28 protein-coding genes and 1 tRNA gene are annotated in these 23,859 nt (G+C 63.7%); 11 read left to right on the forward strand and 18 right to left on the reverse strand.

Going from position 1 to position 23,859, the window contains the following annotated elements; all coding sequences use genetic code 11:
• Positions 1–313: 313 nt before the first annotated feature.
• A complete protein-coding gene (locus ACOJB8_RS33045; protein ID WP_069268687.1) occupies positions 314–1,534 on the forward strand; it encodes a CaiB/BaiF CoA transferase family protein in 1,221 nt (406 codons plus the stop codon).
• Positions 1,535–1,558: 24 nt separating this feature from the next.
• Here the strand turns inward: ACOJB8_RS33045 and ACOJB8_RS33050 are convergent, their stop codons facing one another.
• Positions 1,559–2,116 carry an RBBP9/YdeN family alpha/beta hydrolase gene (locus tag ACOJB8_RS33050; RefSeq protein ID WP_368617763.1) on the reverse strand — a complete coding sequence of 186 codons (558 nt, stop codon included), beginning with the start codon at positions 2,114–2,116 and terminating at the stop codon, positions 1,559–1,561.
• 156 nt (positions 2,117–2,272) lie between these two features.
• Between ACOJB8_RS33050 and ACOJB8_RS33055 the strand changes: the two genes are divergently transcribed.
• On the forward strand, positions 2,273–3,991 hold the full coding sequence (locus ACOJB8_RS33055; RefSeq protein ID WP_069268689.1) for a glutamine--tRNA ligase/YqeY domain fusion protein: 1,719 nt from the start codon (positions 2,273–2,275) through the stop codon (positions 3,989–3,991).
• A gap of 87 nt (positions 3,992–4,078) precedes the next feature.
• On the opposite strand, the gene ACOJB8_RS33060 is transcribed toward ACOJB8_RS33055, so the two are convergent.
• Both ACOJB8_RS33060 and ACOJB8_RS33065 read right to left on the reverse strand, forming a co-directional pair.
• Positions 4,079–4,528, reverse strand: coding sequence for an NUDIX domain-containing protein (locus ACOJB8_RS33060; protein WP_069268690.1), 450 nt, complete (start codon positions 4,526–4,528; stop codon positions 4,079–4,081).
• 7 nt (positions 4,529–4,535) lie between these two features.
• Positions 4,536–4,934: an RT0821/Lpp0805 family surface protein gene (locus ACOJB8_RS33065; protein ID WP_069268691.1), complete on the reverse strand. Its 399-nt coding sequence runs from the start codon at positions 4,932–4,934 to the stop codon at positions 4,536–4,538.
• A gap of 189 nt (positions 4,935–5,123) precedes the next feature.
• Here ACOJB8_RS33065 and ACOJB8_RS33070 point away from each other — a divergent pair, with 189 nt between their 5' ends.
• Positions 5,124–5,366: a hypothetical protein gene (locus ACOJB8_RS33070; RefSeq protein WP_069268692.1), complete on the forward strand. Its 243-nt coding sequence runs from the start codon at positions 5,124–5,126 to the stop codon at positions 5,364–5,366.
• A 19-nt stretch (positions 5,367–5,385) separates the two neighbouring features.
• Here the strand turns inward: ACOJB8_RS33070 and ACOJB8_RS33075 are convergent, their stop codons facing one another.
• A complete protein-coding gene (locus ACOJB8_RS33075) occupies positions 5,386–6,708 on the reverse strand; it encodes a cytochrome-c peroxidase (RefSeq protein WP_475016325.1) in 1,323 nt (440 codons plus the stop codon).
• A 381-nt stretch (positions 6,709–7,089) separates the two neighbouring features.
• Here ACOJB8_RS33075 and ACOJB8_RS33080 point away from each other — a divergent pair, with 381 nt between their 5' ends.
• Together ACOJB8_RS33080 and ACOJB8_RS33085 are read left to right on the forward strand one after the other, a co-directional pair.
• Positions 7,090–8,673 carry an acid phosphatase gene (locus tag ACOJB8_RS33080; RefSeq protein WP_475016298.1) on the forward strand — a complete coding sequence of 528 codons (1,584 nt, stop codon included), beginning with the start codon at positions 7,090–7,092 and terminating at the stop codon, positions 8,671–8,673.
• A 32-nt stretch (positions 8,674–8,705) separates the two neighbouring features.
• Positions 8,706–9,377 (forward strand): PH domain-containing protein, encoded by a 672-nt coding sequence (locus tag ACOJB8_RS33085; protein WP_368729559.1) that lies wholly within the window; start codon positions 8,706–8,708, stop codon positions 9,375–9,377.
• A 165-nt stretch (positions 9,378–9,542) separates the two neighbouring features.
• On the opposite strand, the gene ACOJB8_RS33090 is transcribed toward ACOJB8_RS33085, so the two are convergent.
• The 7 genes from ACOJB8_RS33090 to ACOJB8_RS33120 all read right to left on the reverse strand — a co-directional run bounded on the left by ACOJB8_RS33090 (position 9,543) and on the right by ACOJB8_RS33120 (position 12,053).
• A complete protein-coding gene (locus ACOJB8_RS33090) occupies positions 9,543–9,818 on the reverse strand; it encodes a hypothetical protein (protein WP_368693635.1) in 276 nt (91 codons plus the stop codon).
• Complete coding sequence (locus ACOJB8_RS33095; protein ID WP_368693636.1) at positions 9,815–10,069, reverse strand: hypothetical protein; 255 nt, start codon at positions 10,067–10,069, stop codon at positions 9,815–9,817. Before ACOJB8_RS33095 ends, ACOJB8_RS33090 begins: the two co-directional genes overlap by 4 nt.
• On the reverse strand, positions 10,066–10,245 hold the full coding sequence (locus ACOJB8_RS33100; protein WP_475016301.1) for a hypothetical protein: 180 nt from the start codon (positions 10,243–10,245) through the stop codon (positions 10,066–10,068). The genes ACOJB8_RS33095 and ACOJB8_RS33100 overlap by 4 nt, the downstream gene beginning before the upstream one ends.
• Positions 10,242–10,619 carry a hypothetical protein gene (locus ACOJB8_RS33105; RefSeq protein ID WP_475016303.1) on the reverse strand — a complete coding sequence of 126 codons (378 nt, stop codon included), beginning with the start codon at positions 10,617–10,619 and terminating at the stop codon, positions 10,242–10,244. Before ACOJB8_RS33105 ends, ACOJB8_RS33100 begins: the two co-directional genes overlap by 4 nt.
• A 4-nt stretch (positions 10,620–10,623) precedes the next feature.
• Positions 10,624–11,055: a hypothetical protein gene (locus tag ACOJB8_RS33110; RefSeq protein ID WP_475016305.1), complete on the reverse strand. Its 432-nt coding sequence runs from the start codon at positions 11,053–11,055 to the stop codon at positions 10,624–10,626.
• Positions 11,052–11,495: a hypothetical protein gene (locus tag ACOJB8_RS33115; protein ID WP_475016307.1), complete on the reverse strand. Its 444-nt coding sequence runs from the start codon at positions 11,493–11,495 to the stop codon at positions 11,052–11,054. Before ACOJB8_RS33115 ends, ACOJB8_RS33110 begins: the two co-directional genes overlap by 4 nt.
• Positions 11,496–11,687: 192 nt before the next feature.
• The gene (locus tag ACOJB8_RS33120) at positions 11,688–12,053 is read right to left on the reverse strand and encodes a hypothetical protein (RefSeq protein ID WP_475016309.1); all 366 of its coding nucleotides are present in this window, start codon (positions 12,051–12,053) and stop codon (positions 11,688–11,690) included.
• Positions 12,054–12,328: 275 nt separating this feature from the next.
• On the opposite strand from ACOJB8_RS33120, the gene ACOJB8_RS33125 reads away from it, so the two are divergent.
• Entirely contained in the window at positions 12,329–12,553 is a 225-nt protein-coding gene (locus tag ACOJB8_RS33125) for a hypothetical protein (protein ID WP_368693642.1), read from the forward strand.
• 488 nt (positions 12,554–13,041) lie between these two features.
• Here ACOJB8_RS33125 and ACOJB8_RS33130 read toward each other — a convergent pair whose 3' ends face one another.
• The 6 genes from ACOJB8_RS33130 to ACOJB8_RS33155 all read right to left on the reverse strand — a co-directional run bounded on the left by ACOJB8_RS33130 (position 13,042) and on the right by ACOJB8_RS33155 (position 18,563).
• The gene (locus ACOJB8_RS33130; RefSeq protein ID WP_475016311.1) at positions 13,042–13,650 is read right to left on the reverse strand and encodes a recombinase family protein; all 609 of its coding nucleotides are present in this window, start codon (positions 13,648–13,650) and stop codon (positions 13,042–13,044) included.
• Positions 13,651–13,779: 129 nt separating this feature from the next.
• Positions 13,780–13,908: a hypothetical protein gene (locus ACOJB8_RS33135; RefSeq protein WP_475016313.1), complete on the reverse strand. Its 129-nt coding sequence runs from the start codon at positions 13,906–13,908 to the stop codon at positions 13,780–13,782.
• Between the two features lie 228 nt (positions 13,909–14,136).
• Positions 14,137–14,706: a hypothetical protein gene (locus tag ACOJB8_RS33140; RefSeq protein WP_475016315.1), complete on the reverse strand. Its 570-nt coding sequence runs from the start codon at positions 14,704–14,706 to the stop codon at positions 14,137–14,139.
• 1,078 nt (positions 14,707–15,784) lie between these two features.
• Complete coding sequence (locus tag ACOJB8_RS33145) at positions 15,785–17,416, reverse strand: DUF6538 domain-containing protein (protein ID WP_475016317.1); 1,632 nt, start codon at positions 17,414–17,416, stop codon at positions 15,785–15,787.
• A 123-nt stretch (positions 17,417–17,539) separates the two neighbouring features.
• Positions 17,540–17,616 (reverse strand) — tRNA-Arg (locus tag ACOJB8_RS33150).
• A 116-nt stretch (positions 17,617–17,732) separates the two neighbouring features.
• Positions 17,733–18,563, reverse strand: coding sequence for an undecaprenyl-diphosphate phosphatase (locus tag ACOJB8_RS33155; protein WP_475016318.1), 831 nt, complete (start codon positions 18,561–18,563; stop codon positions 17,733–17,735).
• A gap of 498 nt (positions 18,564–19,061) precedes the next feature.
• On the opposite strand from ACOJB8_RS33155, the gene ACOJB8_RS33160 reads away from it, so the two are divergent.
• The 4 genes from ACOJB8_RS33160 to ACOJB8_RS33175 all read left to right on the forward strand — a co-directional run bounded on the left by ACOJB8_RS33160 (position 19,062) and on the right by ACOJB8_RS33175 (position 23,176).
• Positions 19,062–19,976 carry an aldose epimerase family protein gene (locus tag ACOJB8_RS33160; RefSeq protein WP_368682837.1) on the forward strand — a complete coding sequence of 305 codons (915 nt, stop codon included), beginning with the start codon at positions 19,062–19,064 and terminating at the stop codon, positions 19,974–19,976.
• 168 nt (positions 19,977–20,144) lie between these two features.
• Positions 20,145–20,861, forward strand: coding sequence for a peptidoglycan DD-metalloendopeptidase family protein (locus tag ACOJB8_RS33165; protein WP_069268695.1), 717 nt, complete (start codon positions 20,145–20,147; stop codon positions 20,859–20,861).
• Positions 20,862–21,518: 657 nt separating this feature from the next.
• Positions 21,519–21,827 carry a DUF2288 domain-containing protein gene (locus ACOJB8_RS33170; protein ID WP_069268696.1) on the forward strand — a complete coding sequence of 103 codons (309 nt, stop codon included), beginning with the start codon at positions 21,519–21,521 and terminating at the stop codon, positions 21,825–21,827.
• Positions 21,824–23,176 carry an MATE family efflux transporter gene (locus tag ACOJB8_RS33175; protein WP_475016320.1) on the forward strand — a complete coding sequence of 451 codons (1,353 nt, stop codon included), beginning with the start codon at positions 21,824–21,826 and terminating at the stop codon, positions 23,174–23,176. Before ACOJB8_RS33170 ends, ACOJB8_RS33175 begins: the two co-directional genes overlap by 4 nt.
• 25 nt (positions 23,177–23,201) lie before the next feature.
• Here the strand turns inward: ACOJB8_RS33175 and ACOJB8_RS33180 are convergent, their stop codons facing one another.
• Positions 23,202–23,372, reverse strand: a complete 171-nt coding sequence (locus ACOJB8_RS33180; protein WP_176732998.1) for a hypothetical protein — start codon at positions 23,370–23,372, stop codon at positions 23,202–23,204.
• A 130-nt stretch (positions 23,373–23,502) separates the two neighbouring features.
• Between ACOJB8_RS33180 and ACOJB8_RS33185 the strand changes: the two genes are divergently transcribed.
• Positions 23,503–23,676, forward strand: coding sequence for a hypothetical protein (locus ACOJB8_RS33185; RefSeq protein WP_165822956.1), 174 nt, complete (start codon positions 23,503–23,505; stop codon positions 23,674–23,676).
• Positions 23,677–23,859 lie beyond the last annotated feature (183 nt).

Below are 23,859 nucleotides of genomic sequence, written 5' to 3' on the forward strand. Positions count from 1 at the left end.
TCCTTCCTGGGGCGTACGGTGCTGAATCTTTGTCGTGGTCGCGCCCGGAGCCCACATTACTCGCGAAAACCCCGGTGCTGAATCGAACGATTATACGGGATCGTCGCGCGCTCGCGGCGGCGCGTCCGGCGTGGTTTGCATGGGCGCGACAGGGCCCGAGGCAGCACGATGCGTCGAGCGATTTTGTTCCGCACTGCGGAACCTTGTACCGAATATTGGCGTACGCCGCCCCTTTTCGCTTACTATGGGCGGCATCGGCCAGCGCACCACGCGCGCTCGCGGCCCGCCTTAGAACGACATTGGAAGACACAGCATGGGCGCACTCAGCCATATCCGCGTACTCGATCTCACCCGCGTCCTTGCCGGACCGTGGTGTGCACAGACTCTCGCCGACTTCGGCGCCGACGTGATCAAGGTGGAGCGCCCCGGCGCCGGCGACGACACCCGCCACTGGGGCCCTCCGTACCTGAAGACGCCCGATGGCGCGGACACCGCCGAGGCCGCCTACTACCTCGCCGCGAACCGCAACAAGCGCTCGGTCACGGTGGATATCGCCACGCCCGAGGGGCAGCGCATCGTGCGCGAGCTGGCTGCACAAAGCGATGTCGTGCTGGAGAACTACAAGGCGGGCCAGTTGAAGAAATACGGCCTCGACTACGCGTCGCTACGCGAGGTCAAGCCCGACCTTGTCTACTGCTCGGTCACCGGCTTCGGCCAGACCGGGCCCTACGCCTCGCGCGCGGGCTACGACTTCATCGTGCAGGGCATGGGCGGCTTCATGAGCATCACCGGCGAGCGTGACGCGCTGCCGGGCGGTGGCCCCCAAAAGGCCGGCGTCGCGATCGCCGACCTCATGACCGGCATGTATTCGACCATTGCCGTGCTCACGGCACTCGCGCACCGCGACCGCACGGGCGTGGGCCAGTACATCGACATGGCGCTGCTCGACGTGCAAGTGGCGATGCTCGCGAACATGAATTCGAACTACCTGGCGAGCGGCAATCCGCCCGCGCGCTGGGGCAACGCGCATCCCAACATCGTGCCCTATCAGGCCTTCCAGACGGCCGATAGCTGGATCATCCTCGCCGTCGGCAACGACGGGCAGTTCCGCAAGTTCGTCGAGGTGGCGGGCCAGCCCGCGCTGGCCGACGACGAGCGCTTCGCGACCAATCCGGCGCGCGTGCGCCATCGCGACACGCTCGTGCCGATCGTCGCCGACCTGATCCGCACGCGCACGAAAGCCGACTGGATCGGCGCGCTCGAAGCGGCAGGCGTGCCGTGCGGGCCGATCAACAACCTCGCGGAAGTGTTCGAGAACGAGCAGGTGATCGCGCGCGGGCTGCAGGTGGACGTGCCCCACCCTTCGGGCGGCACGGCGCGGCTGGTCGGCAACCCCATCCGCATGAGCGAAACGCCACCGCGCGTGGCGAGCCATCCTCCCACGCTCGGCGAGCATACCGATGCGGTACTGCGCGAAGTGCTCGGCTACGGCGAGGAACACGTGGCGGCGCTGCGCGGCAAGGGCGTGGTGTAACCGCAAGGCCCCCGGGGCGACCGCTCAGCCGCCCTCTTTCCCCATCGACATCAGCCACGCCAGCCCTTGCGGCCAGTCGTCGAGCCCGCTGTCCGCATTGATGTGCCCGCGCGCGCCGATCTCGATCCAGCGGCTGCCCCACGCCTGCGCGCAGCGCTGCGAAAACGCCACGCCGCCATACGGATCGTCGCTGCTGGCGACGACGACGCTCGCAAACGGCAGCGCCGCCGGCGGAACCGGATCGAAGCCCCGCGCGTCGCGCGGAAATTCGGGACCGTGCGGATCGGGGAGCGCCACCAGCAGCGCGCCGGCCACCTTCGCGCGCGTCGCCGCGCTCGCGTGATGCGCGGCCCAGTGCGCCACGGTCAGGCAGCCGAGGCTGTGAGCGGCGAAGCGCACGCCAGCGGGCGCGCCCTGTACGGCAGCCTCCAGCGCCGCGCACCACGCCTCGCAGTCCGGGTGCATCCAGTCGGGCATCTGCACCCGTGCAAAGCCCGCGTGCGCGGCTTCCCAGCGCGTCTGCCAGTGCCCCGGCCCCGAATCCATGTAGCCCGGCAGCACCAGCACAGCCGTTTCGCTCATCGTCACGTTTTCCCCTCGCTTGTTGTAGTCCGCGCGACGATCCGGCACCGGGACTGGCACGGCGGGTCGCGTCAGGTAGAATGGAAGACACCATCGGGTGCCCAGTTACGCGCTTTGATCCTTTTGACGGGCGCCCTCGAACGACTCCCTTTTCGCATGAATACCGAACGTAAAGACGCCGACCGCACGGACGCGCCTGCGGCATCCAATTTCATCCGCAACATCATCGACGACGACAACCGCTCGGGCAAGTGGGCGCAGCGCGTCGAAACGCGCTTCCCGCCGGAGCCGAATGGCTACCTTCACATCGGCCACGCGAAGAGCATCTGCCTGAACTTCGGCGTCGCGAAAAGCTACGGCGGCGTGTGCCACCTGCGCTTCGACGACACGAACCCGGAGAAGGAAGATGTCGAATACGTCAACTCGATCATCGACGCCGTCGAATGGCTCGGCTTCGAGTGGAAGAAAGAAGATCAGGAATACCTCTTCTACGCGAGCGACTACTACGACAAGCTTTACGAGTTCGCCGAACTGCTGATCCAGCGCGGCAAGGCGTACGTGGACAGCCAGTCGCCGGAAGAGATGCGCGCGAACCGCGGCTCCGCCACCGAAGCCGGCAAGAACTCGCCATTCCGCGATCGCTCCGTCGACGAAAACCTCGACCTCTTCCGCCGCATGAAGGCGGGCGAATTCGAGGAAGGCGCCCATGTGCTGCGCGCGAAGATCGACATGGCGTCGCCGAACTTCAATATGCGCGATCCGGTGATCTACCGCATCCGCTTCGCGCATCACTACCGCACCGGCGACAAGTGGTGCGTGTACCCGATGTACGACTACACGCACTGCATTTCGGACGCGTTGGAAAACATCACGCATTCGCTGTGCACGCTCGAGTTCGAAGACCATCGCCCGCTGTATGACTGGGTGCTCAATGAACTGGCCGACGCCGGCGTGTTCACGCGCCCGCTGCCGCAGCAAATCGAGTTTTCGCGCCTGAACCTCACCTACGCGATCACGAGCAAGCGCAAGCTGCTGCAACTGGTGACCGAAGGCCACGTGGAAGGCTGGGACGACCCGCGTATGCCGACCATCGTCGGCGTGCGCCGCCGCGGCTTCACGCCCGAAGCGATCCAGCTGTTCTGCGAGCGCATCGGCGTGACGAAGGTCGATTCGTGGATCGACATGAGCGTGTTCGAAGGCGCGCTGCGCGACGACCTCGACGACAAGGCGCCGCGCACCGCCGCCGTGCTCGACCCGCTCAAGCTCATCATCGACAACTATCCGGAAGGCCAGAGCGAAGACTGCACGGCCCCCGTGCATCCGCATCATCCGGAGCGCGGCCTGCGCACGTTCCCGATCTCGCGCGAGTTGTGGATCGAGCGCGAAGACTTCAACGAAACGCCGCCGAAGGGCTATTTCCGCCTGTTCCCGGGCAACAAGGTGCGTCTGCGCTATGGCTTCGTGATCGAATGCACGGGCGCGGACAAGGACGAGAACGGCAACGTGATCGCCGTGCACTGCAACTACTTCCCGGACAGCAAGTCGGGCACGGAAGGCGCGAACAACTACAAGGTCAAGGGCAACATTCACTGGGTCAGCGCAGCGCATGCGTGCCCGGCGGAAGTGCGCCTCTACGATCGACTGTTCCGCGAAGAGCAGCCCGACGCGGGCGGCCGCGACTTCCTCGAAGCGCTCAATCCGGATTCGAAGCGCGTGGTGCAAGCGTATCTGGAACCGGGCGCACGCGACGCCGCGCCGGAAGACCGCTATCAGTTCGAGCGCCATGGCTACTTCGTCGCCGACCGCTACGATTCGAAGCCGGGTGCGCCGGTATTCAACCGCATCGTCGGTTTGCGCGACAGCTGGGGCAAGTAAGGCTCGCGCCGCGCCTGCCCGCAAACAGAAAGCCCGCGCGGATTCGTGCGGGCTTTTCTCATTTTGGCGGCGGCTGGCGAGAGCGGCTCAAAGTCTGCGATGCAGATCCGCGAGCGAGAGCGACGTGCTAAAGAGCCGCGCGAGACTGCGGCTCGCGTAGCGATCCACTTCAACGGGTACGGTCCAGCGCCAGGCGTCCATTTCCGGAATCATCACGCCGTCCTCGCGTCGCGGAAAGAGCGATACGCAAACGCAACGCGAAAGATCGAGTTCATCGGCGCTCGCGCGCGCGGCAAAGAGATGCAGATCCTTGTCGCGCCGGTACAGGTAGCGCCCGAGATCGACGAGGCGCGACGCCGCGATTTCGATGCCGGTCTCCTCGACCATCTCGCGGCACGCGCTCTGCGATTCGGTCTCGCCGGGGTCGCCCTGCCCCTTCGGAATGTCCCAGTGATTCGTGCCGGTAGCGTGCGCAAGCAGCACGCGGCCTTCAGGATCGAGCAGCACAATGCCGCACGAAACGATCTTGCCGTTCACCGCGCGCTCAGTGCTGCTTCTGGAAAACCCAGGCACCTTCGCCCGTGCGGCAGAAGTGCGGACGCAGTGTCATCGACTGGCCCTTCGCGTTGATGACGACTTCCGTATCGCGGCACGTCTTGGCGCCTTCCTTTTGCGTATTCGACGGCGTGATGGTCGATGTGATGCGTGTGCCGTTGCGCGAGCCTTCGTTCGACCATGACGCGCTCTCGCCATCGGCCTTGTGCTCGACGGCATCGCGCACGGCATTCTGGAGCGAGTTGTAGTCCGCCTGGGTCATGAACGACATGGGTGTGTTGTTCAGGAAGCCCAGGTTGGCGGCATGCGCGCTACCCGTGCCAACGGCGACAATGAGCGCCGCGCCCAGGGCGCTCAGCGAGTGAAGGGTTCGGGGCATTCTGGACATTATGTGTTCTCCTCGGCGGACTGAAAGCATCGACGAAAAGCATAACACGCGCCCTTTTTTTGGCTCGTTCAGCAAGGCCGAACGGGCGCGGGCGGGCGAGTCCTTTTCGGATTGATCCGATGGTGAGGGAGAGGGCCGATCAATACGATAGCTTCCTCGCCCACTTACAGCCCATGCGGTTTATCTGACATGACCTACGCCATCGCATTGAGGGTCTTTGCGGTCCTGCTGGCCCTCATCTGCGTCGGCTTGATGTCTTTCGTCGCGCACTACACGCACACGCCGAAACATCAGGCGCGCGGCCCGAACTTCACGCTCCATCCCGAGCACGCGCCGCGCTGGCCGGACGCCACAGTGCGCATCGGCACGGTCGGCTTGCTCGCGTCCTTCCTCGTGCTCACCGGCGCCTGCCTGTTGATCGCAGGCATCTGACGCTGCGCCCAGTCCACGCTCAGTGCGCGCCCGGCTGCCAGCCGTCGGTGAGCGTGTCGAGAAACGCAATCACATCCTTGATTTCGGCGTCGCTGAACACCGGCTCGTCGCCCGGCTTGCGATCGAACGGCGGATCCGTGTTGAGATTCACCCAATACTGTCGCGGCAAGTCGTCGAACTTCTGCACCCGGCCCTTCACCACCGGATAGAACGCTTCCGGATTCGTGTCGCGCCGTGCGTAGAAACGCAGCACGTCTTCCAGCGAATGGTAGATGCCGTTGTGGAAGAACGACTTCTTGAGCGCTATGTTGCGCAGCGTCGGCGTGCGGAAGAGCCCGCAAAATTCCGCGCGATGGTCGAGGTCCGTGCGCTCCGGACCGCATGCGCCGAGATCGAAAAACTTGCGGTCGCGATTCACGGCAAGTGTGCGGTTGCGCGGCACGCCCACGGCGATCAGACCGAAGTCGCTGAACTGTGGCGGCGAGCCGTCCTTTGCACGCTGGCTGATATGGCAGCTCGCGCAATTGCCTTTCTTCTCGTCGTTGAAAAGCTGCAGCCCGCGCAGTTCGGCGGCGCTGAGCGTGGCCTTGCCGGCCAGGTACGCGTCGTACTTGCTCGTGTACGGATAGAACACCTCGGGTGACTGCTCGAATGTCTCCAGTGACTTCAGTACGGCCTTGAAAGTCGCGTCGTCGTCGGCGAGGACGCGCGCGCCGAAGGCCTCCCTGAACGCCCCTGCGTAGGGTGCCGCGCGCACGGCTTCGGCGACCTTCTTCGGCGAACTCGCCATCTCGAACGTCGAGAGCAACGGGATGCGCGCCTGGTCCGAGCCCCGATCGACGCGGCCGTCCCACGTGAGGCCGCCAGTCGGACCGGCATCGACGCTTTCATCGCCTTCGTCATCGGAGTCGTGATAGTGCTCGGCGAACGCCGGCACCGCCTGCAGATACTTGAGCGTCGGCACGGCGCGCATGCCCTGGCGTCGCATGTCGGGGCCGCCGATCTGCACGTCGAGCGAGTTGGGCGGCGTGAACGCGTGGTCCGGGCTGTGGCACGACGCGCATGCCATCTTGCCCGAACCCGAGAGCGACGGATCGAAGAACATCTGCTTGCCGAGCGCCGTCATGCGGCGCACCTCCGCATAGACCTCGGCACGCGTCTGGCCGCCTTGTGCAGGCGTCGCAATCTTCATGAGCTTCACGCCCTGCACGGCGCGTGCGTTCGCATTGGCGTCGTTCGCACGCGAGGCGCTGCCGGATGCACCTGTCGTCGTATCGGCGTCTGCGGAAGCGGGCGTGCTGCCGTCGCATGCCGTCAGCAGCAATGACAGCCCCGCCGCCATCACGAGGAGGAGGCCCGCGTTGCGGCGTGCGCCGCCGAGCGCTCGAGCCCGCGTCTCACCTTCCGTTCGCGCCGAATGACGCGCCAATCTACGCAACATGCCTGGTCCCCGAAGCTTGAGCGCGGCGCGCGTGGCGGCGCGCCGCTGCAGTGCGAATACCGATGCGCTCAGCCGCGCATCGAAGTCGCGAAAGCGTATGTCGGGGATGTGACGCTCCAATGACATGTCGTAAGACAGATGTCATACAAACAAAGGCCGCGAAAAAGCTAAATGTAATTTTTTACATATCGCTGTCAAATTCCGTTGCGACACTGCGCCTCGCCCGAAGGCCGGTGTCATTCGCGCCGGCCTCCATGCGGGCCCCCAACGCGAGAGAGAAAAATGATCAACAGAAAATGGTTCTATGCCACGCCGATCGCGATAGCGGCGTCGGTATTGGCCGTCGCGGCTTGCGGCGGCAACGACAGCAGCAAGCCCGGCCTTTCGTCGGTGAAGAATATCGTCGTGATCTACGCGGAAAACCGCAGCTTCGACAACCTGTACGGCAGCTTCCCGAACGCCAACGGCCTGCAGAACGTGAGCGCGCAAAGCGCGCAGCAGCTCGATCGCGACGGCTCCGTGCTGGCCACGCTGCCGACCGTCTGGAACGGTCTCACGCAAACGGGCGTCACGCCCGTCGTGACCGCGGCGATGACGGAGAACATGCCGAATGCGCCGTTCGCCATCGACGACGCGAAGGGCTACAACGTGCCGCTCTCAGTCACGACGCGCGACCTGTATCACCGCTTTTACGAGAACCAGATGCAGATCCACGGCGGCAAGAACGACATGTTCGCGGCCTACGGCGACTCCGGCGGTCTCGTGATGGGGCATTACACGACGAGCGCCGAAAAGCTCCCGCTCTGGAAGATCGCCCAGCAATACACGCTCGCCGACAACTTCTTCATGGGCGCGTTCGGCGGCTCGTTCCTGAACCACCAGTGGCTCATCTGCGCGTGCACGCCGTACTACGCGAACGCGGACACGAACCCGGCCAAGCCGACGATCTCGACCGTGGACGCCGACGGCGTCTCGCTCACGCTCGCATCGAACTCGCCGAAGTCCGCGCTCGATGGCGCGCCGAAATTCGTGAAGTCGGGCAATCTGACGCCGGACTTCTATGCGGTCAACACAATGCAGCCGCCGTATCAGCCGAGCGGTAACGCAGCGGCTTCGGGCAGTGACACGAACCTGGCCGACCCGTCGAACGCCTCCACACTGCCCGCGCAAACGGCGCAGAACATCGGCGATCTGCTTTCGAACGCGGGCGTGACGTGGGCGTGGTACGGCGGCGCGTGGGGCGCGGCCGTGAGCGCGGCGCAGAACAGCACGTCGGGCGTCATCTACGGCGCGAACATGACGGCGCCGAACTTCCAGCCGCACCACCAGCCGTTCAACTATTTCGCGAACTACGCGCCGGGCACCGACGCACGTGCGAAGCACCTGCTCGACGGCGGCATGGACGGCACCGAGTTCATCAAGGCGATCGATGCAGGCGCGCTGCCTGCCGTGGCGTTCTACAAGCCGCAGGGCAACCTGAATGAGCACGCGGGCTACACGGACGTGGCGAGCGGCGACCAGCACATCGCGGACGTCATCGCGCATCTGCAGAAGAGCCCGCAGTGGAACAACATGGTCGTGGTCATCACCTACGACGAAAACGGCGGCTTCTGGGATCACGTTGCGCCGCCCAAGGGCGACCGCTGGGGTCCGGGCTCGCGCATTCCGGCGCTCGTCATTTCGCCGTACGCGAAGAAGGGCTACGTCGACCACACGCAGTACGACACGACCTCGATCCTGCGCCTCATCACGCGCCGCTTCTCGCTGCCCACATTGCCGGGACTTGCCAACCGCGACGCCGCGCTCAAGAGCAACGGCGCCCAGCCGATGGGCGATCTGACCAACGCGCTCGACGTCAAGCTCTAAGCGCGACAAGCCATCGGACCATCGATTGCCGGATGTTGCTCATCCGGTTTGAAGGGCAGCCCTCGGGCTGCCCTTTTTTATTGCGCCGCGAATTCGTCGCCCCTGCCCGCTCCGCGCGTCCGCCGGGCGTCGAGCCGCGACGTTTGACCACGGATCCTACGCCGCAGGATGCACTACCTTACAACTTAATTACTGCACAAATCTTGACGGAGGTCATTGTGAAATACGTCGAATCGACTCTCTTACCAGGCGAAAGGATCGTCTGCGAGGGACACCCCTGCTTCTGGGCGATGGGGCCGCGTATCACATTCAGCCTTCTGCTCATGGTTTGGGGCGTGCTCGTCGGCACCATGGGGACGTCGCCGCTCGCAGCGGTGAGTTTTTTTGCCGCAGGGTTGGGACTGTTCGGTGCATCGCTACTCGCCTGGTGGACGACAGAATTCGCCGTGACCAACAAGCGCGTGGTGGCCAGGTTCGGTGCGGTCCGTCGTCACACGGTGGAGTTGACGCTAGCGAAGATAGAGAGCGTGCGGATCGAGCAAAGCCTGATCGGCCGGATATTCGACTATGGCTCGCTCGTCGTGGGCGGCGGTGGCTTGATCGCTACGCCGATTCCCGGCATTTCGAATCCGAACGAGTTCCGCCGTATGGTGTTTCTCGCGCAGGCGGCCGAGGAGCCGGTGCCGTTGCGGCTCGTGGCGTGAGAGTTTGAATCGGCCTGGATTCGTGGTGTGTGATAAAGCAAAAAGCCCGGCAGTGAAGGCCGGGCTTTTTGTTTATTTGATCTGGCGCGACAGGAGGGGCTCGAACTCCCAAGCCCTCGCACACTACACCCAGCAATATCAATGATTTAGCTGAAGTGTGCGTCATCATTCCGCCGTGGAAATTGACACAGGAGCGGCGATGTTATCACGGGTCGCGGCCAGTTGCTCGCGCAACCTCTTGCGGGCCGCGTGCATCGCGAGATGCTTGGCGATCTCACGGGTAGCCGTCACGTTGCGTTTGCGCTCGGCGCGGGCCGCATGGTCACAGAGTTTGCACGCGCGGCGCTTGCCGTCCCTGCGTGACCGATCAGCATAGAATGCCTCGAACGGCTTCGACTCGTGACAGGTGATGCACTCGAACGTCTGGGCGTGGATCGTCATGCGCGGCCCTCCAGGATGTCCAGGACGGTAAATCCGATCTCCGCGCCTCGGCGCTTGGTCGCTCGCATGTCGGCCACGCGTTGGCGCTCGCGGTCCTGGGCCGCTTGATGCTCGCGCGTCATGCGCTCGGCAGTCGCCTTGACCTGGGCGGCGTAGTGCGGGTCACGCTCGGCCCGCTCGGTGACAGTCAACAGGCCGCCCCTCGGCTTGCCCGTAACCGGCAGGACTTCAGGCTCACGGCGGCGGCTCACGATTCATCCTCGTGGAACTGGGCCAGGTCGGAGAACCGGCGCGGCGCCAGCTTCGCACCCTTCAGCGCGTGATACAGCGGACTGCGGAAAGCGTCGCGGCGCTCGCGGGCGGCCTGGGATTGCTCCTTGCCGTATGCCAGTTGATCGGCGCGGATATCTTCGGGGGTCTGGGTCATCTCTGAAATCTCGATTGCAGGCCATAAGCGGCCCGTGGCAGGGTTGCGGATACCTCGCGGGTCGCATATCGCTCGACCGGCGCGGGCGTCTCTGGCGGCTCCTGGAACGGCGCGGGGGGTCTCGTGTCAGCCGGGGCGGCAGCTTGCTTGCGATGCCATCGAACCCAGTCCGATCGTCCTAGCTCGCCGTGGCGCGGCTCCTCGTACTTCACAAAGACGCCAGGGCCGCCGAACTTCTCGAACCGATAGACGGCCTCGCGGTCGTCGCGCGGCAGGGAGTAGCCAAGCGTCTCGCCGGACGGCCCCACGTAGCGCCAGGGGTTGCGCGAATCCGCATCCTTCGGAAAGGAGCGGACCCGGTGCAGGAATGCCACGGCGTTAGCTCGCGGCCATCGGATGCTTTACGCGGGTGATCGTGACGCCCTCATAGCTCGGCAGCGAGTCATGTGGAGTCTCTACGATGTCGCCGACCTTCGGACCGGCATGCGACGGCGCGACGGACTGCGAGCCAAAGCGTTCGATCATCGCGGCCCGGTTGGCGGCCACGCTCTCGGCGGTCTGCTCGGCGGTGTTGAAGTAGCTGCGCTGCGGCGACTTGCGCACATCCTCCAGGACTTCGCGCTGTGCCTCGATACTCAGGCGGCCCGGATCGGTCACGGCCTCGAACATGCCTTTCGCGTTGCGGATCGGGAACCCTTCGTGATCGCATTGGACGTAATGCAGTGCGCCAGCGGCGCGAGCCTCGGCCAGTCGTTGGACTTCACTTGCGGCCACAGCTTGGCCGGTGCGGGTGTCGATGAGTCGAATCACTCTGCGGCCTCCTGGGCGGCAGCGGCGCTCGGCTCGCCCTGGTAAAGAATCTTGGTCGGCAGGGTCTTACCGTAGCCATTCACGGGGACCGGTGCCGGATTCGGGCGCTCGCGTTCGGGATCGACGCCTTCAGCTTGACTGGCGCGGCGGCTCGTGTCTCGGCGGTATTCGTCCAGCGCGGCCCAGGCGTTGCTGTCCGTGTGATTGGCTTCGAGCATTCCAGCGATGTCGCCCAGTAGCTTCACGGCTCGCGGGTGCCCCTTGTCGGCGGCCAGCGTCGCGGCCTCGGCGCGGAGTGCTGCGGGCAGATCGTCAGCGGAAAGGCGCGTAAGCTTGTTGATACGGTCGCTTGCTGCGCGGGTGCGCGGTGCGCCTTCTGCGATGGCGAGTGCTCGGGCGTAGCGTTGATCGGCGGCGTGTTTGAGGAGATTGGTGTGCATGGTGTACCTGGTAGAACTGATTGATTGAAGCGCCACGCGCGGAGACGTGGCGGGATGGTTCGGCGTCAGGTCCGGGAGTCGCCTGGGATCAATCCCAGACGTGGTAAAGGATCGCCGTGAACCCGCACAGCAGCAGGATGGGCACGGCGGTTAGAACCAGGTCGAACAGGACTTCGACCAGTAGCGGGGGGATCATGCGCCCTTGGCGGCGCGGTATGCCTCGACCAGCTTGATGTGCTCGTACAGCATGGGGACCAGCTTGCTATCGACCAGCGCCAGCGCCTGGGCGCATTCGTCGCGCAGCGCGGCCAGCTTCTCGACGCTAACACGCTTGGCGTTGCCGATCTTCGCGATACGCTCGGCCAGGTCATCAGACGGGAACAGGTCGGCGGCAGTAAACGCGGAGTCCAGCCACTGCTTACGCTCGGCAGGCTTCGGAATCATCAGGGCGGCGCTCAGGTCGGCAGTGACACGCGTCAGGGCGTCGCGTTGCTCCTCCCAGGCGATCAGGTCGGAGGACTTACGGGGCCGCTTCGGGAGGGTGCGGGATTTCGTCATGATTGGTCTCGTCAGAGTGTGGAAAAGCGGACAGCAGAGGCGGTGCATCTAAGCTTGCGCAGCCAGTACCGGCATTGCTCGCACAGGAGCCGGGGCCGCTTCGTGATGTCCAGCGAGCCGCCAGGATGCCGGAGACCTCACGGGCCGTACAAGTCTTGACAGGCGGTCTCGAACCTGGGTGATTAGAACGGTCGTTCGTAAGTCCTGGATTCTCCAGGCAAAACGAATTCAGCGCACACTTACAAAACCTTTCGATCTAGTCAGGTATTCCGGGATTGCTGAAGCTCGATCAGGGCGGCCATGCACTCGGCAGCGGTCATGCGCTCGGCGTCGCGGCCACGGAGAACACGAGCCACGCACTCGGCGTCTCTGGCCCGCTCGATGTCTTGCGCACGCTCGGCGCGAGCCTGGGCGGCGTCTCGCTCTGCCTGGAGCCGATTGACGCGGCGTTGCTGCTCCAGCTTGGCGCGGAGTGCGCGAGCGTCACGGCGGGACTGTAGAAGCTCCTCGAACGTCACGCGGGGTCTCGGTGATGTCCGCTTGATGCGTTGGCGCTCAAACTTACCTGGGAGTCCCTGGCGCTTGCGGAGACGGCCCAGGACAGCCTCGGCGGCTTCGGACGGCTCACGGGATCGGCGGGCCTGGCGGCGGCGCTTGTGGGCGGCAGCAGCGGCCACGGGATCGGCCTGGTATCGCTCGCGCCTCTCCAGCTTCGTGCATGCCTTGCAGCAGGACGAATAAGCGCCACGGGTCCAGGGTGCGCGGGATCGGTCACGGTAGAACAGCGAAGGCGGGAGCCAGGACATGCAGCGGAGACACAGGACGGTCTCCAGGGGGTCCACGGGCCTCGCGGGCGGATAGATCGGCATGGGATGTCCTTTCGCAAAAAACGTTGGTGCATCCACGCGACCAGGTGCGGGCGTGTGCGACCTCAGAAACGACAAGAGCCGCGCATGGCGGCCCTCGGGGGATTGGTTGGTGTTCGGGATCAGGCTGATTCTGCGGCGGCCCTGGCGGCCCGGACGGCTCGCGCTACTGCGGACTTACTCACGCCGTAGCGTTCCATGACATCCGCCCACTTCGCGCCATCGGCCACGGCCTGGGCGATCTCTGCATCGTTGATGGACTTCGCGCGGCCCTTGTACTTCCCTGCGGCCTTGGCGATCTCGATTCCACGGTCTGCCATCTCGCGACGGTTCTTGTAATCCGCCTCGCCCTGGGCGCACATGAACGCTAGAACGGCGTCACGCGCGGCCTTAGTCATGGGGTTGGTGTCCGCGCCATCGAACGTCATGCCGTTCATCGTGCAGACCACCTTGACGCCTCGCGACATCAGACGTTGCATGGTCGAATGCAGTTCATCGTACCGGCGCGAGATGCGATCCAGCCAGCGCACATACAGCACGCCACCATGCCGCAAGTCATGCTCAACCTTCTGCCACTCGGCACGGTCGGCAGGCGCTACGTGATACCCGCTCACACCTTCATCAATGAACGTGTCCACCTGGGCCACGCCTTGCTTCTCAGCGTCAGCGTATTGGCTCGCGCTCGATTGACCGTCAACGGTGGAGATACGTCCGTAGTAGAGATTCCGCATAGTGTCGCCTTGGTGTCAGTGAGTTCAGGTGTCGAACTCTACCAGGGTGTCAAAATACGGTCAACTCAAAAGACACCTTTATTTGATACCAGGCTAAGGTGTCACGCCGGTATACCCCAGTGACACCACTTACAGCCGCGCGATCCAGACGACAGCACGCGCCGCGCTCGCGCCGTACAGGACGGCAGCAGCGAGACGGGCAGCGATCCAGCGACGGCAGCGCACGGGCCAGCGCGTGGCCCAGGTAGATTCATTCATGGCAGGGATTCTCACTTGCCCGCCTGGACGGCTTGGCGGGAGACACGGGGGAAATTGGCGTCGCGCGGAACCCGAAAAGGTGTCACGGATTTTCGGATGGTTTTCTAGGCCGCTCGGGCCTCATGGCGACCCCCAAGGGGGAGGAGAACCCGCAGTGATCCACGGGCCTCCTCTGGGGAGTGCGTGCGTCTCAGAGACACACGGCAGGCTCCTCCTCCACCGCAACCTTTACGCGGCCCGCGCTCGCTCGTATTCCGCCAGGAACGTCGCTACGTCAGCCGGTGCGAACCCCTGGCGCATCAGTCCCGCCGCCAGGTCGATAGCGGCAGCAGGAGCCGTATGCGTGCGTCCGAACGAACCAGGACCACGGGCAAACATCGGGGCCGCCTCGGCGGTCTTCGTGACCTCCAGGACGGCCTGTGCATTCGTCTCGATGTCCACGGGAGCCGGTGCCGGGAATTCGCATGGGACATCCACGGCCACGCCTCGCAGCGCCTTGTATTCCGGGTAGCTGGAGACGACGCCCACGCGCATCTGTAGTTGTGCGACCTTGATCGGAGACCCCTTGCTCATCTTGCGGGGCGCATCGGGGTCCAGGGCCAGCGCGGCGGCGCGTTCTGCCTCGCGGGTATCGACGCATGTGCGGCACTTCGCGACGGTCCCCAGGAACCCGTTCGGCTCGATGCCGAACTCCTCAAGCGGCTTCAGCGTATGGCAGCAGCTACAGACCTTCGCTCGCTTCGCGCGAGCCAGGGCCAAGAGTTCAGGGCTCGTGTTCTTGATCTCGAATTCTTGCATGATTTTTCCTCGTCAAAAGGGAATTGGATAGGACAGCCAGGAAAGCTATCGGGCAGCGCACACAGGCGCGGCGAGATGTTGACGGGCGGAACCATGAACGCCTCGCGGTCCTCGCGGTACACGCGCATCTCACGGGGCCGGTGCGCTGTCCGGTAGCTTCTGGGAATGGGTAGGAGGGTGCGGGGCGTCTCTCGACGTTGCCGCGTGGTGTGCGATTCTCAGGCCGCACGGTTCGCCGGTTCGCGAGACGGTTGGATAGTCCGACTGGGCGCGAGACCTCTTCCCAACACAAGGGCCGTACCTCGCGCGTCTCGAATCTTCGCGACGGCGGGGGAGGTGCCTTGTTATGTCACCTCGGCAGGATTGCCGGGGCGTGTGCCAGGCGGCACAGGTCGAACCTCGTGCAGACGTCAACAGCGATCAATGACGGTTCGCCCGTGATCCTCGCGGATACACGTTGTCTGCTCAAGGTTCGGCCCGTGCCGTCTCAGAGACGGACAAGATTGGGATTGGAGTGGCGGTAGCCAGGGACGGTTCGCCCGTGAAGTCCTGGAGTCCAGTGAATCACGGTGAAGTCTTAGGGAAGAACTTCTACAGAAACAAAGAGGAGCGAAGCGACGATCCTTAGAGTCTTAAGGACGTCTCTTAGAGTCTCAGAGAGACACTAGGAATCCTAGGTGCCCCCCTTACCCCCCAAACCAGCCAGTTTTGAGGGCATTTTGTATGTCGCCCCCCTTGGGACATACGCGCTCAAAACCAGCCCGCCAATTGAACGGCAGGTTGGAAGGTGTCGGAACCGGTCGCCAGCTTCGGCGTGGTCCTTCCCCCTATGGGGGTTTAATACAATGAAGCGAAAATATTGGTATTGTTCTTCAATATCTAAACAATCGGAGCTATTCGCACGACCTCGAAGGAGACACAAATCCTCGACCCCATTGGCGGGCGGGGTACACACAATTCGAGTACCCTCGCGGGGCGTAAGCTTTTCTTACACCCATTTAAAATCGCCAAATTGGCGGAGTGAATTGAGTTCACACCCTCGGAATACCCTCAGAAACTCTGAGGGTATCCATTCCTTCTACACCCTGGTCTTCGCCAGCGGCCACTTCACGGCGTCCAATGCGGCCTTCATCGTCGGCAGACTCGCTGCCGCCGTGTAGACCCTTCGGCCACTAGAACCGTTCGCAGCATGGCCCGTGATCGCATCCGCCGTCTCGGTGTTCACTCCGACCTCAGCCAGCGCAGTGCGCAGCCAATGCCGGAACCGATGGGAGCCTTTCAGCTTTCCAGCGGGCAATCCAGTGGCCTCGCGAAACTGCGCGAACCAACGTGCGCCGACATCTGATACACCCTTCACTCGGCCATTCAGCGACGGCAGAGCCTGACCCGTGCGCCCCTGTACTCCCTGGAGCCAGCCAGCGAACCACGGATCGTCCAGGAGATGCGACGGAAGCGGCACAGTCCGCTCAGATTCGGCAGTCTTGAGCGTGCCTGCCTCGGCGGTGAATCGGATGCACAGCAGCCCGGAGCGCGTCGCGAAGTCTTCGCAGCGTAGCTGCCCGACCTCGCCCAGTCTCGCCCCTGTGTGCATCAGGATCGACAGAAGCGCCCTGCCGTCCTCGGGGTCCACGTTGGCCCAGCGTGGCACGGTTGCCATCTGGTCGGAGAACAGCGGACTACCTAGCATCAGCTTCAATTCCTCATCGGTCCACGGCTCCCGGCGCTCGCTCCCAATGGTCTTGTCGAAACTCAGGTCCAGCGGGTTCCGGTCGATCAAGTCATCCTTGACGGCCACATTCACCACAGCCGTTACAGCGGCGGCGATGTTCCCGGCGGTCTTCCTGCCGAACTCTCGGGACGGATCAAGCAACCAGGCGACAAATGCGGCCCCGTGCGCCTTCCGAAGCTCAGGTAAGGGTATGCCCTGGGTGACCTGCTCGAACAGCGCCACCGCCCGTCTCGTTCGCCCTATGGCGTCCTGCTTGGGGGAGTTGCGATTGATCCACGATGGGATGACGTCGGACAGCTTCGGCGGCTTCGTGACCGCTTGGGACGGCACGGGCGGCGCTGCGGGTTCCGGCGTCTCGATGGGGTCGCCCTGCTCCCGGCGCTCGACATCCTTCCATGCGCCGACAAGCGCCCTGGTGATGCGGATCAGACAAGATCGACCATCGGGAGCGGCCCAGTCCACTCGTAGCCCCCATGCGTGCGCAACGATCTCGCCGTATCGCTGGGCCAGGTCTGTACTGCCCTCGCGCATCGCAGAGACCGCTTCGAGTCCTGCGCTTGCGAAATCGTCACGGATTTCCTGCTTCGTGTCGGGAATGAAGTAGCGCACGTACCCAGCGGGTCGCTTCTCCACAGGTGTGGTGTAGAACGTGTTGCTCTCCTCGGCCTGGAGAACCAGACGGCGAGCCTCAGCGGCGAATTGATCGGCAAGCGGTGCCGTGATCGTCACGAAGGGAGCCGGGGCATTGCGAGCGCGGATGTCTTCGAACTGGCGATGATAGTCCGCAATGATGGCGTGAGCGCGTGCGGCGGCTTCGTTGCGATTGGATGTCTTGAGACTCGCGCGGTATGCGTCGATGGCTAGTGATCCATCAGCGCGGCGCGGCCAGAGATGCCGGATGTCGTCAGGAACTCCAATGCGGAGTTGGTAGGTAGAGCCGCGAAGGCGGACTCCAGAAGGAAGCGAAGCGGGCATATCCATTCCAAGGATTATCCCACGGCTAATTGACACACTTCGCTGACACACGCTGAAAACAAAACAGGCCGGAGAACCTTACCGGACGGGGCATTCCCTTATCTGGCGTGGCTTCCAGCCTGTAGTCTATGGCGCGACAGGAGGGGCTCGAACCCCCGACCCTCGGCTTAGAAGGCCGATGCTCTATCCAGCTGAGCTACTGTCGCGTGAACGTGCGCAAGGCCGCAAGCGGGCCTCGCGAAGACGGGGCTGGATTATACCGCGATCGTCTCACGCGGTCGCGCCTCGCTCATCGCGCTTGCCAAGGGCCTTCGCGCCCAAATCAAGCCGGCTGCTGATGCAACGCGAACCAGCCAAGGAAAATCGCGCCCGCGATCAGGCAGTACGCACCGAACGATGCGAGGCGCCCGCGTCCCTCGAAATAGCTCATCAGGAACTTCACGCTCAGCCAGGCCGCAATACCCGTGAGCACGCCGCCAACGACCGCAGTCATCAGCTGATCTCGCGCGTGAAACAGCTTGGGCAGTTCGAGCACGCCAGCCGCGAAGATGATCGGCGTGCCGAGCAGGAACGAGAACTCCGCAGCCTTTTCTGCCGTGAGGCCCGCTGCATTGCCGGCGATCATCGTGAGGCCGCTGCGCGAAAAGCCGGGAATGAGCGCGCCGATCTGCGCGAGGCCGACGAGAAAGGCCTGGCGGAACGTGAGTTTCTCCGGCGGACGATGCGCACGGGCACGCTGGAGGCGATCGCCGAACCAGAGCAGCACGCCATTGACCATCAACGCAGCCGCGACGATGCGCAGATCGTGAAAGATGGCTTCGATGCGCTTTTCGAGCACGAGGCCGACGATACCCGTCGGAATCGTACCGATGATGAGCGCCCACATCATGTGCCCGTCGTCGTTCTTGCGACCGCCCAGCGAGGCAAAGAAGCCCCTGATCAACGCGACCCAGCGCTCGCGGAAATACCAGAGCAGCGCAACTGCGGTCCCCAGGTGCAATGCGACGAGGAACGGCAGCAATTGCGGCGCGTGCTTGTCGATGTGCATGCCGAACAGTGCCGGCACGAGCAGTGTATGGCCGAGGCTGCTCACGGGGAACAGTTCGGTGACGCCTTGCAACACGCTCAGGAAGAATAGAAACCAGAGACTCACGCGCGGATCCTCGTAATGGTGGTGTAAGGGGCCGGACCGTTGCGGAGCCGGTGCGGCAAAGCGCACCGATTATGCCTGGGCCGTATTGCAGCGCCAAGCTTGGAGATGGATTTGTCAGAAAAGTTACTGCGTCGCAACAAAGTTGGCTGCGGATGCAGGGATCCTGGCGCGAAACTGCGTGTCGCGCTCTCGGGAATCCGGTCGAGGGGGACGGAACGCGGCGCGATCAGCGCGCCATCTTGTAGAAGAAATAGGCGCTGCTACCGACAAAGAGGCTGAACAGAGCCATGCTCATTGCCATTGCGAGGTCCATGGGGAGGTCTCCTGCGAAAATGCTCTGTGCGCTAACGCACGGTCATGCGGATTATGCTGACTCTTGTCCGCCAACGACACCCACGCTTTCCCGACAAGGGTTTTCACGCATGAGAAAGCGGCGCAAAATCCGCCTCTGTCCGGCGCATCCGCGCCACCCTTCTTCCACCCACGCCAGGCCCGCCCATGAACGCACATCCAGAGCAGGACATCCTCACCCTCAGCCGCGGTGCCTCGACGCTGCGCTTCGCGCCGTGGGCCGGCGGCCGTTTGCTCTCGTGGCACGTCGGCGGCCAGCCGGTCATCGTATGGCCGGAAAATGCGAACTGGGCGGAGCCGGCACGTGTGCGCGGCGGCAATCCGCTGCTCTTCCCCTTCCTTGGCCGCCATCGTGTCGACGGCCAGATCGGGCGTTGGCGCGACGCTCAAGGCGTCGTCCGCGATCTGCCGATGCACGGCTTCGCGCGCGACCTGCCGTTCGCGGCGCAAGTCGACGACGACGGGCACGGCCTGCAGATGACGCTCGTCGACTCCGACGCCACCCGCACCGGCTACCCGTTCGCCTTTCGCTTCGAAGCGGTCTACCGGCTGGCCGACGCGCATACGCTCGACGTGACGCTCGCCGCGACTAATACCGGCCCGAATCAGCTCCCCTGGTACGCGGGCCATCACTTCTACTTCGCCTTGCCCCACGCCCAGCGCGCGCAGACGACGCTCGACCTGCCGGCTAGCCAGCGCCGCCATCAGCTCGCGGACGGTTCGATCAGTGCGCCCGAACCCGGCAAAGCGCAATACAGGCTCGACGACGCAAGCATCATCGACCGCTTCCATGTGCTCGAGCCAACGCCGCCCGCCTCGCCGGTGCACCTCGTGGCGCCAGGACTCGGCCGCGCGGTGACGATCGACCTGAACCGGCCCGGCTCGCTTCCCTGGTACGCCGTCACGACGTGGACGGAAGCCGCGGACTCCGACTTCTACTGCGTCGAACCCTGGCTGGGTCTGCCCGACGCGATCCACAACGGCCTCGGCCTGCGCTGGCTCGCACCGGGTCAAACGGAGACGGCGACGCTGCGTATCGGCGTCGAGGCGCTCGGCGGCTAATCGCGCGCACCGGCGGCGCCGTGCTGGGCCGGCGCCGGTATGGATGCTGCCGACTTCGTCAGTCATTCGTCAGGCAAAACCCCAGTTGCGCTGGCAAACCCGCTAAAATCAGGCGTTTTGCCAGCGCGGCGGACCGTGGTCCGTCGAGGCAAGGTCATGCGAGGTTCAATGTTGGCACCAGGAATCAGACGGATTGCATGTGCAGCGCTCGTTGCGCTGCTCGCGGCGTGCGGATCGGCTCCGGTCGGCCCCGGCTTTTATCGCGTCGAACGCGGCGACACCGTGTACAAGATCGCGCGCAGCACTCGCCAGTCCGTGCAGAACATCGTGCGCTGGAACAATCTGTCGAACCCCGACGCCATCGAAGTCGGCCAGGTCCTGCGCGTCGAACCGCCCGCCGGCACAGCGAGCACCCGCACCGCGCCGCCGCGTAGCGCAGCAACTGCCCCGCGCGAGAGCGCCGAAACAACCGATACCGCATCCGCGCCTTCATCCGCACCTTCGGCGGCGGCTGCGCCGTCGATTTCGCTCGTCTGGCCGACCAGCGGCCAGGTCATCCGCAACTTTGACGGCCGTAACTCGAAAGGCATCGACATCGCCAATGCGGCCGGCACGCCCGTCGTCGCCGCGGCGCCCGGCACCGTGGTCTATGCCGGTAATGGTCTGCGTGGCTACGGTAACTTGCTGATCATCAAGCACAACGGCGATTACCTGACGGCCTATGCGCACAATCAGGCATTGTTCGTGAAGGAAGGTCAGAGCGTCGCGCAAGGGCAGAAGATCGCGGAAATGGGCAGCACCGACAACGATCGCGTGATGCTGCATTTCGAGCTGCGGTACCAGGGGCGCTCGATCGATCCGACTCGAGAACTTCCCGCACGTTGAGACAGGCCGCTACGGCCAGCCAAATCAATGGACGAAAAAAAGCCCGGCATGGCGCCGGGCTAACGGGGGTTTGGCGCATATCGGCAAAGGACCGGTTTACCATGCGCCGAATCGCAATCTATCAACGGGCTTCCGGCGGCGCAATCACTTAATTAGCGCGAAAATGTGCTACGGCGCACGGATTATGTGTCGCATCACTTTTCAGCACCGAATGAGGATGCCGAATCATCTGCGGCTGCTCATAAGATCGCATGTTTCAATGACACGCAACGACAAGTCACCAACCAGCGCAAAGGCTTGCTGGGCGGGACGTTCAGGCTGAACAACAAGGTCCTGTCGAGGGGTTTTGCGAGCCTCGATCGTCGGTTTAAAGCACGGCGCTTTTCGCATTTTCGGAGCCGCCGGCTTTAGTGTGCAAACGCACGCAACAATGCATTTATTCGATGTGACGTACAGATTTGAAACACAAATGCGCCGCACGCTTAGATCAGATGTTTGCTGATTTAATGTAGCTTATTGTCTACGTTTTGGCGCCACGAGCCTGGATATCAACTTATTAATGTGATTAATACCGCGGATCCGGCGTTCGCTAACCGACCACCGGTCTGCTGGCAGACTATCGTTTATAGTATCTGCCGCAACGAATTTCCAATCATCATGACTATCGAAGACGCCAACCCCAGTTCGACGTACGCCAAGCTGCTCGGCGAAACCGCCAAAATCGACTGGCAGGATCTCGAACGTTTCTTCGCGCAAGGCAAGTTGCTGAGTGTGGCGCGTGACCTCGACCTCGTCAGCGTGGCGGAGGCGATCGCCAACGACGACAGGGCGGTCGTCATGCAATGGCTGTCGTCGGGCCTCGTCGCACGTATGCCGGCAGAAACCGCAGCCGATTACTCGGCGCGCAAGCCGGAGTTGTGGGCGGTCGTCGTCTCGCCGTGGGTGTGCGTGCAGGAACGCGCTTGAGCGGCGCTGAGGCCCTGCCTGACCAGCGAGGCTGGCATCGACGCGTGCTGACGCTCGCGTTCCCCATCGTCCTCGCCAATCTCACCCAGCCGATCCTCGGCGCCGTCGACACGGCAGTAGCAGGCCACCTCGGCAGCGCGGCCGATCTTGGCGGCGTCGCGCTAGGCGGCCTGTTCTTCAACTTCGTGTTTTGGGGTTTCGGCTTCCTGCGCATGGGGACGACGGGGCTCGTCGCGCAAGCCTACGGCGCGCGCGACCTCCCCGCATTGCGCGCGAATGTCGTGCGCGCCCTGCTACTGGCATTCGCTATTGGCGCCGCGATCCTGCTGATTCAATCGCCTTTGATCCGGTACACGCTCACGGCCATCGGCGGCAGCGCAGACGTGCAACACAACGCTGGGGTCTATTGTCTTGCGCGTATCGGCTCTGCGCCTTTCGCTTTGGCGAATTACGTCGTGCTCGGATATCTGCTCGGCACTCAGCGCGTGCGCATTGCGCTGCTTTCGCAGATCTTTATCAATCTGACGAACGTCGTTGCGGTGCTCGCCTATGTGTACGGGCTTCAGTGGGGCATCGCCGGAATCGGTGCGGCGACGGCTACGGCCGATACGCTCGGTTTTGTCTTCGGTGCCGGCGTACTGTGGAGGCTTCGTCCTCGCGGGCTCGCGCCGCTCGCGTTACAAACTGTACTCGAGCCGGCAACGCTCAAACGCCTCGTCGCGATCAATCGCGATATCTTTTTGCGTACGCTTTGCCTGCTGGGCTCGTTTGGGTGGTTCGCGCATCTGGGCGCGAAGCAAGGCGACGCGATCCTTGCCGCGAACGCCCTGCTCCTCAACTTCCAGACCTTCATGGCCTACGGTCTCGACGGGTTCGCCCATGCGGCCGAAGCGCTGGTAGGCGCGGCGATCGGCGCGGGTAATCGCGATGCGTTCCGCCAGGCCGTGAAGGTCAACCTGTTCTGGGCAGCGGTGGGTGCCTTCGGTTTTTCGTTGGTTTATTGGGCCTGCGGCCCCTGGATCATCGAGAAGCTTACCAACCAGCCGGCCGTGCGTGCCGCTGCCCAGGCATTCCTCCCATGGGCCGCGCTTTCGCCGCTCATCTCCGTCTGGGGCTTTTTGCTGGACGGCGTATTCATCGGCGCGACGCGCACACGCGAACTCATGCAAGCCATGGCGGTGTCGCTGGCTGTGTTTTTGTGCGCGTCATGGGCGCTGGTCGGGCCGCTCGGCAATCATGGGTTGTGGATCGCTCTGCTCGTCTTCATGGCCGCGCGCGGGCTGACGCTCTCGCCGTTGCTACCGCGCATCAGCGGCGCGATCGTACCTGTGGCTGTGCAGTTGCACTGACGGCGCTCGCGCCAGGCGTCGGCTCTTACTGTGCAGGCGGCGGGTTGTCGATCATCATCGGCGGCCGGTCGTCGGTCGGTACACCGTGGTAGTCGGGCGGATCCTGCGGCGGGGTGCCGTGGCGGTGAGTCGGTGCGTTGTCGGCACACGCCGAGAGCAAAGCGGCCATTGCAAGGGCCAGATAAACACGGTACATCGCCTCAAATCCTTTCTGAATGGTGATCCAGCGGCGCCCCGGCCAGTAGCGAAGCGGCTGAATTCGCTATTTTTTCCGTTGCGACACTGTTCTAAGATACGGACATGGCTGCAATCGACAGGAGGCTGCCATGGATGCCGAAACTATTGCGGGTCTTATCGGTCTTGCTGTAGGTCTGCTGGTTCTGCTCGGGCTATCGATTTTCGAATCGCGCGCCTACCGGAAAGAGCACGACGGCGAAGGCATGATGCATCACTGGCTGGCCGAGCATCACGTGCTCGACCGGGTTCGCCGCAGGCACTGAACCCAGCGCCGGCACTGCGTCGGCGCGCCCCTTGCCTCATTCTCACCGCGGCCAGTCGAGCTGGCCGTGAGGTGGCTTTGCTGCGTCGTTCAGTGAACGACCAGATAGCCTTCTATTTTCCCCGCGCCCAAACGCCAGAACCCCGGTTCTCTTTCGGAGACACCGGGGTTCTGGACTTGCTGC

The sequence above is a fragment of the Paraburkholderia sp. BR10141 genome, assembly GCF_056155635.1.

Excerpts from the sequence above, each read along its gene's own strand:
- ACOJB8_RS33045 (WP_069268687.1), top strand. The coding sequence starts at position 314 with ATGGGCGCACTCAGCCATATCCGCGTACTCGATCTCACCCGCGTCCTT.
- ACOJB8_RS33050 (WP_368617763.1), bottom strand. The coding sequence starts at position 2,116 with ATGAGCGAAACGGCTGTGCTGGTGCTGCCGGGCTACATGGATTCGGGG.
- ACOJB8_RS33055 (WP_069268689.1), top strand. The coding sequence starts at position 2,273 with ATGAATACCGAACGTAAAGACGCCGACCGCACGGACGCGCCTGCGGCA.
- ACOJB8_RS33065 (WP_069268691.1), bottom strand. The coding sequence starts at position 4,934 with ATGTCCAGAATGCCCCGAACCCTTCACTCGCTGAGCGCCCTGGGCGCG.
- ACOJB8_RS33070 (WP_069268692.1), top strand. The coding sequence starts at position 5,124 with ATGACCTACGCCATCGCATTGAGGGTCTTTGCGGTCCTGCTGGCCCTC.
- ACOJB8_RS33075 (WP_475016325.1), bottom strand. The coding sequence starts at position 6,708 with ATGGCGGCGGGGCTGTCATTGCTGCTGACGGCATGCGACGGCAGCACG.
- ACOJB8_RS33080 (WP_475016298.1), top strand. The coding sequence starts at position 7,090 with ATGATCAACAGAAAATGGTTCTATGCCACGCCGATCGCGATAGCGGCG.
- ACOJB8_RS33085 (WP_368729559.1), top strand. The coding sequence starts at position 8,706 with ATGTTGCTCATCCGGTTTGAAGGGCAGCCCTCGGGCTGCCCTTTTTTA.
- ACOJB8_RS33090 (WP_368693635.1), bottom strand. The coding sequence starts at position 9,818 with ATGACGATCCACGCCCAGACGTTCGAGTGCATCACCTGTCACGAGTCG.
- ACOJB8_RS33100 (WP_475016301.1), bottom strand. The coding sequence starts at position 10,245 with ATGACCCAGACCCCCGAAGATATCCGCGCCGATCAACTGGCATACGGC.
- ACOJB8_RS33115 (WP_475016307.1), bottom strand. The coding sequence starts at position 11,495 with ATGCACACCAATCTCCTCAAACACGCCGCCGATCAACGCTACGCCCGA.
- ACOJB8_RS33120 (WP_475016309.1), bottom strand. The coding sequence starts at position 12,053 with ATGACGAAATCCCGCACCCTCCCGAAGCGGCCCCGTAAGTCCTCCGAC.
- ACOJB8_RS33130 (WP_475016311.1), bottom strand. The coding sequence starts at position 13,650 with ATGCGGAATCTCTACTACGGACGTATCTCCACCGTTGACGGTCAATCG.
- ACOJB8_RS33135 (WP_475016313.1), bottom strand. The coding sequence starts at position 13,908 with ATGAATGAATCTACCTGGGCCACGCGCTGGCCCGTGCGCTGCCGTCGC.
- ACOJB8_RS33140 (WP_475016315.1), bottom strand. The coding sequence starts at position 14,706 with ATGCAAGAATTCGAGATCAAGAACACGAGCCCTGAACTCTTGGCCCTG.
- ACOJB8_RS33145 (WP_475016317.1), bottom strand. The coding sequence starts at position 17,416 with ATGGATATGCCCGCTTCGCTTCCTTCTGGAGTCCGCCTTCGCGGCTCT.
- ACOJB8_RS33160 (WP_368682837.1), top strand. The coding sequence starts at position 19,062 with ATGAACGCACATCCAGAGCAGGACATCCTCACCCTCAGCCGCGGTGCC.
- ACOJB8_RS33165 (WP_069268695.1), top strand. The coding sequence starts at position 20,145 with ATGTTGGCACCAGGAATCAGACGGATTGCATGTGCAGCGCTCGTTGCG.
- ACOJB8_RS33170 (WP_069268696.1), top strand. The coding sequence starts at position 21,519 with ATGACTATCGAAGACGCCAACCCCAGTTCGACGTACGCCAAGCTGCTC.
- ACOJB8_RS33180 (WP_176732998.1), bottom strand. The coding sequence starts at position 23,372 with ATGTACCGTGTTTATCTGGCCCTTGCAATGGCCGCTTTGCTCTCGGCG.
- ACOJB8_RS33185 (WP_165822956.1), top strand. The coding sequence starts at position 23,503 with ATGGATGCCGAAACTATTGCGGGTCTTATCGGTCTTGCTGTAGGTCTG.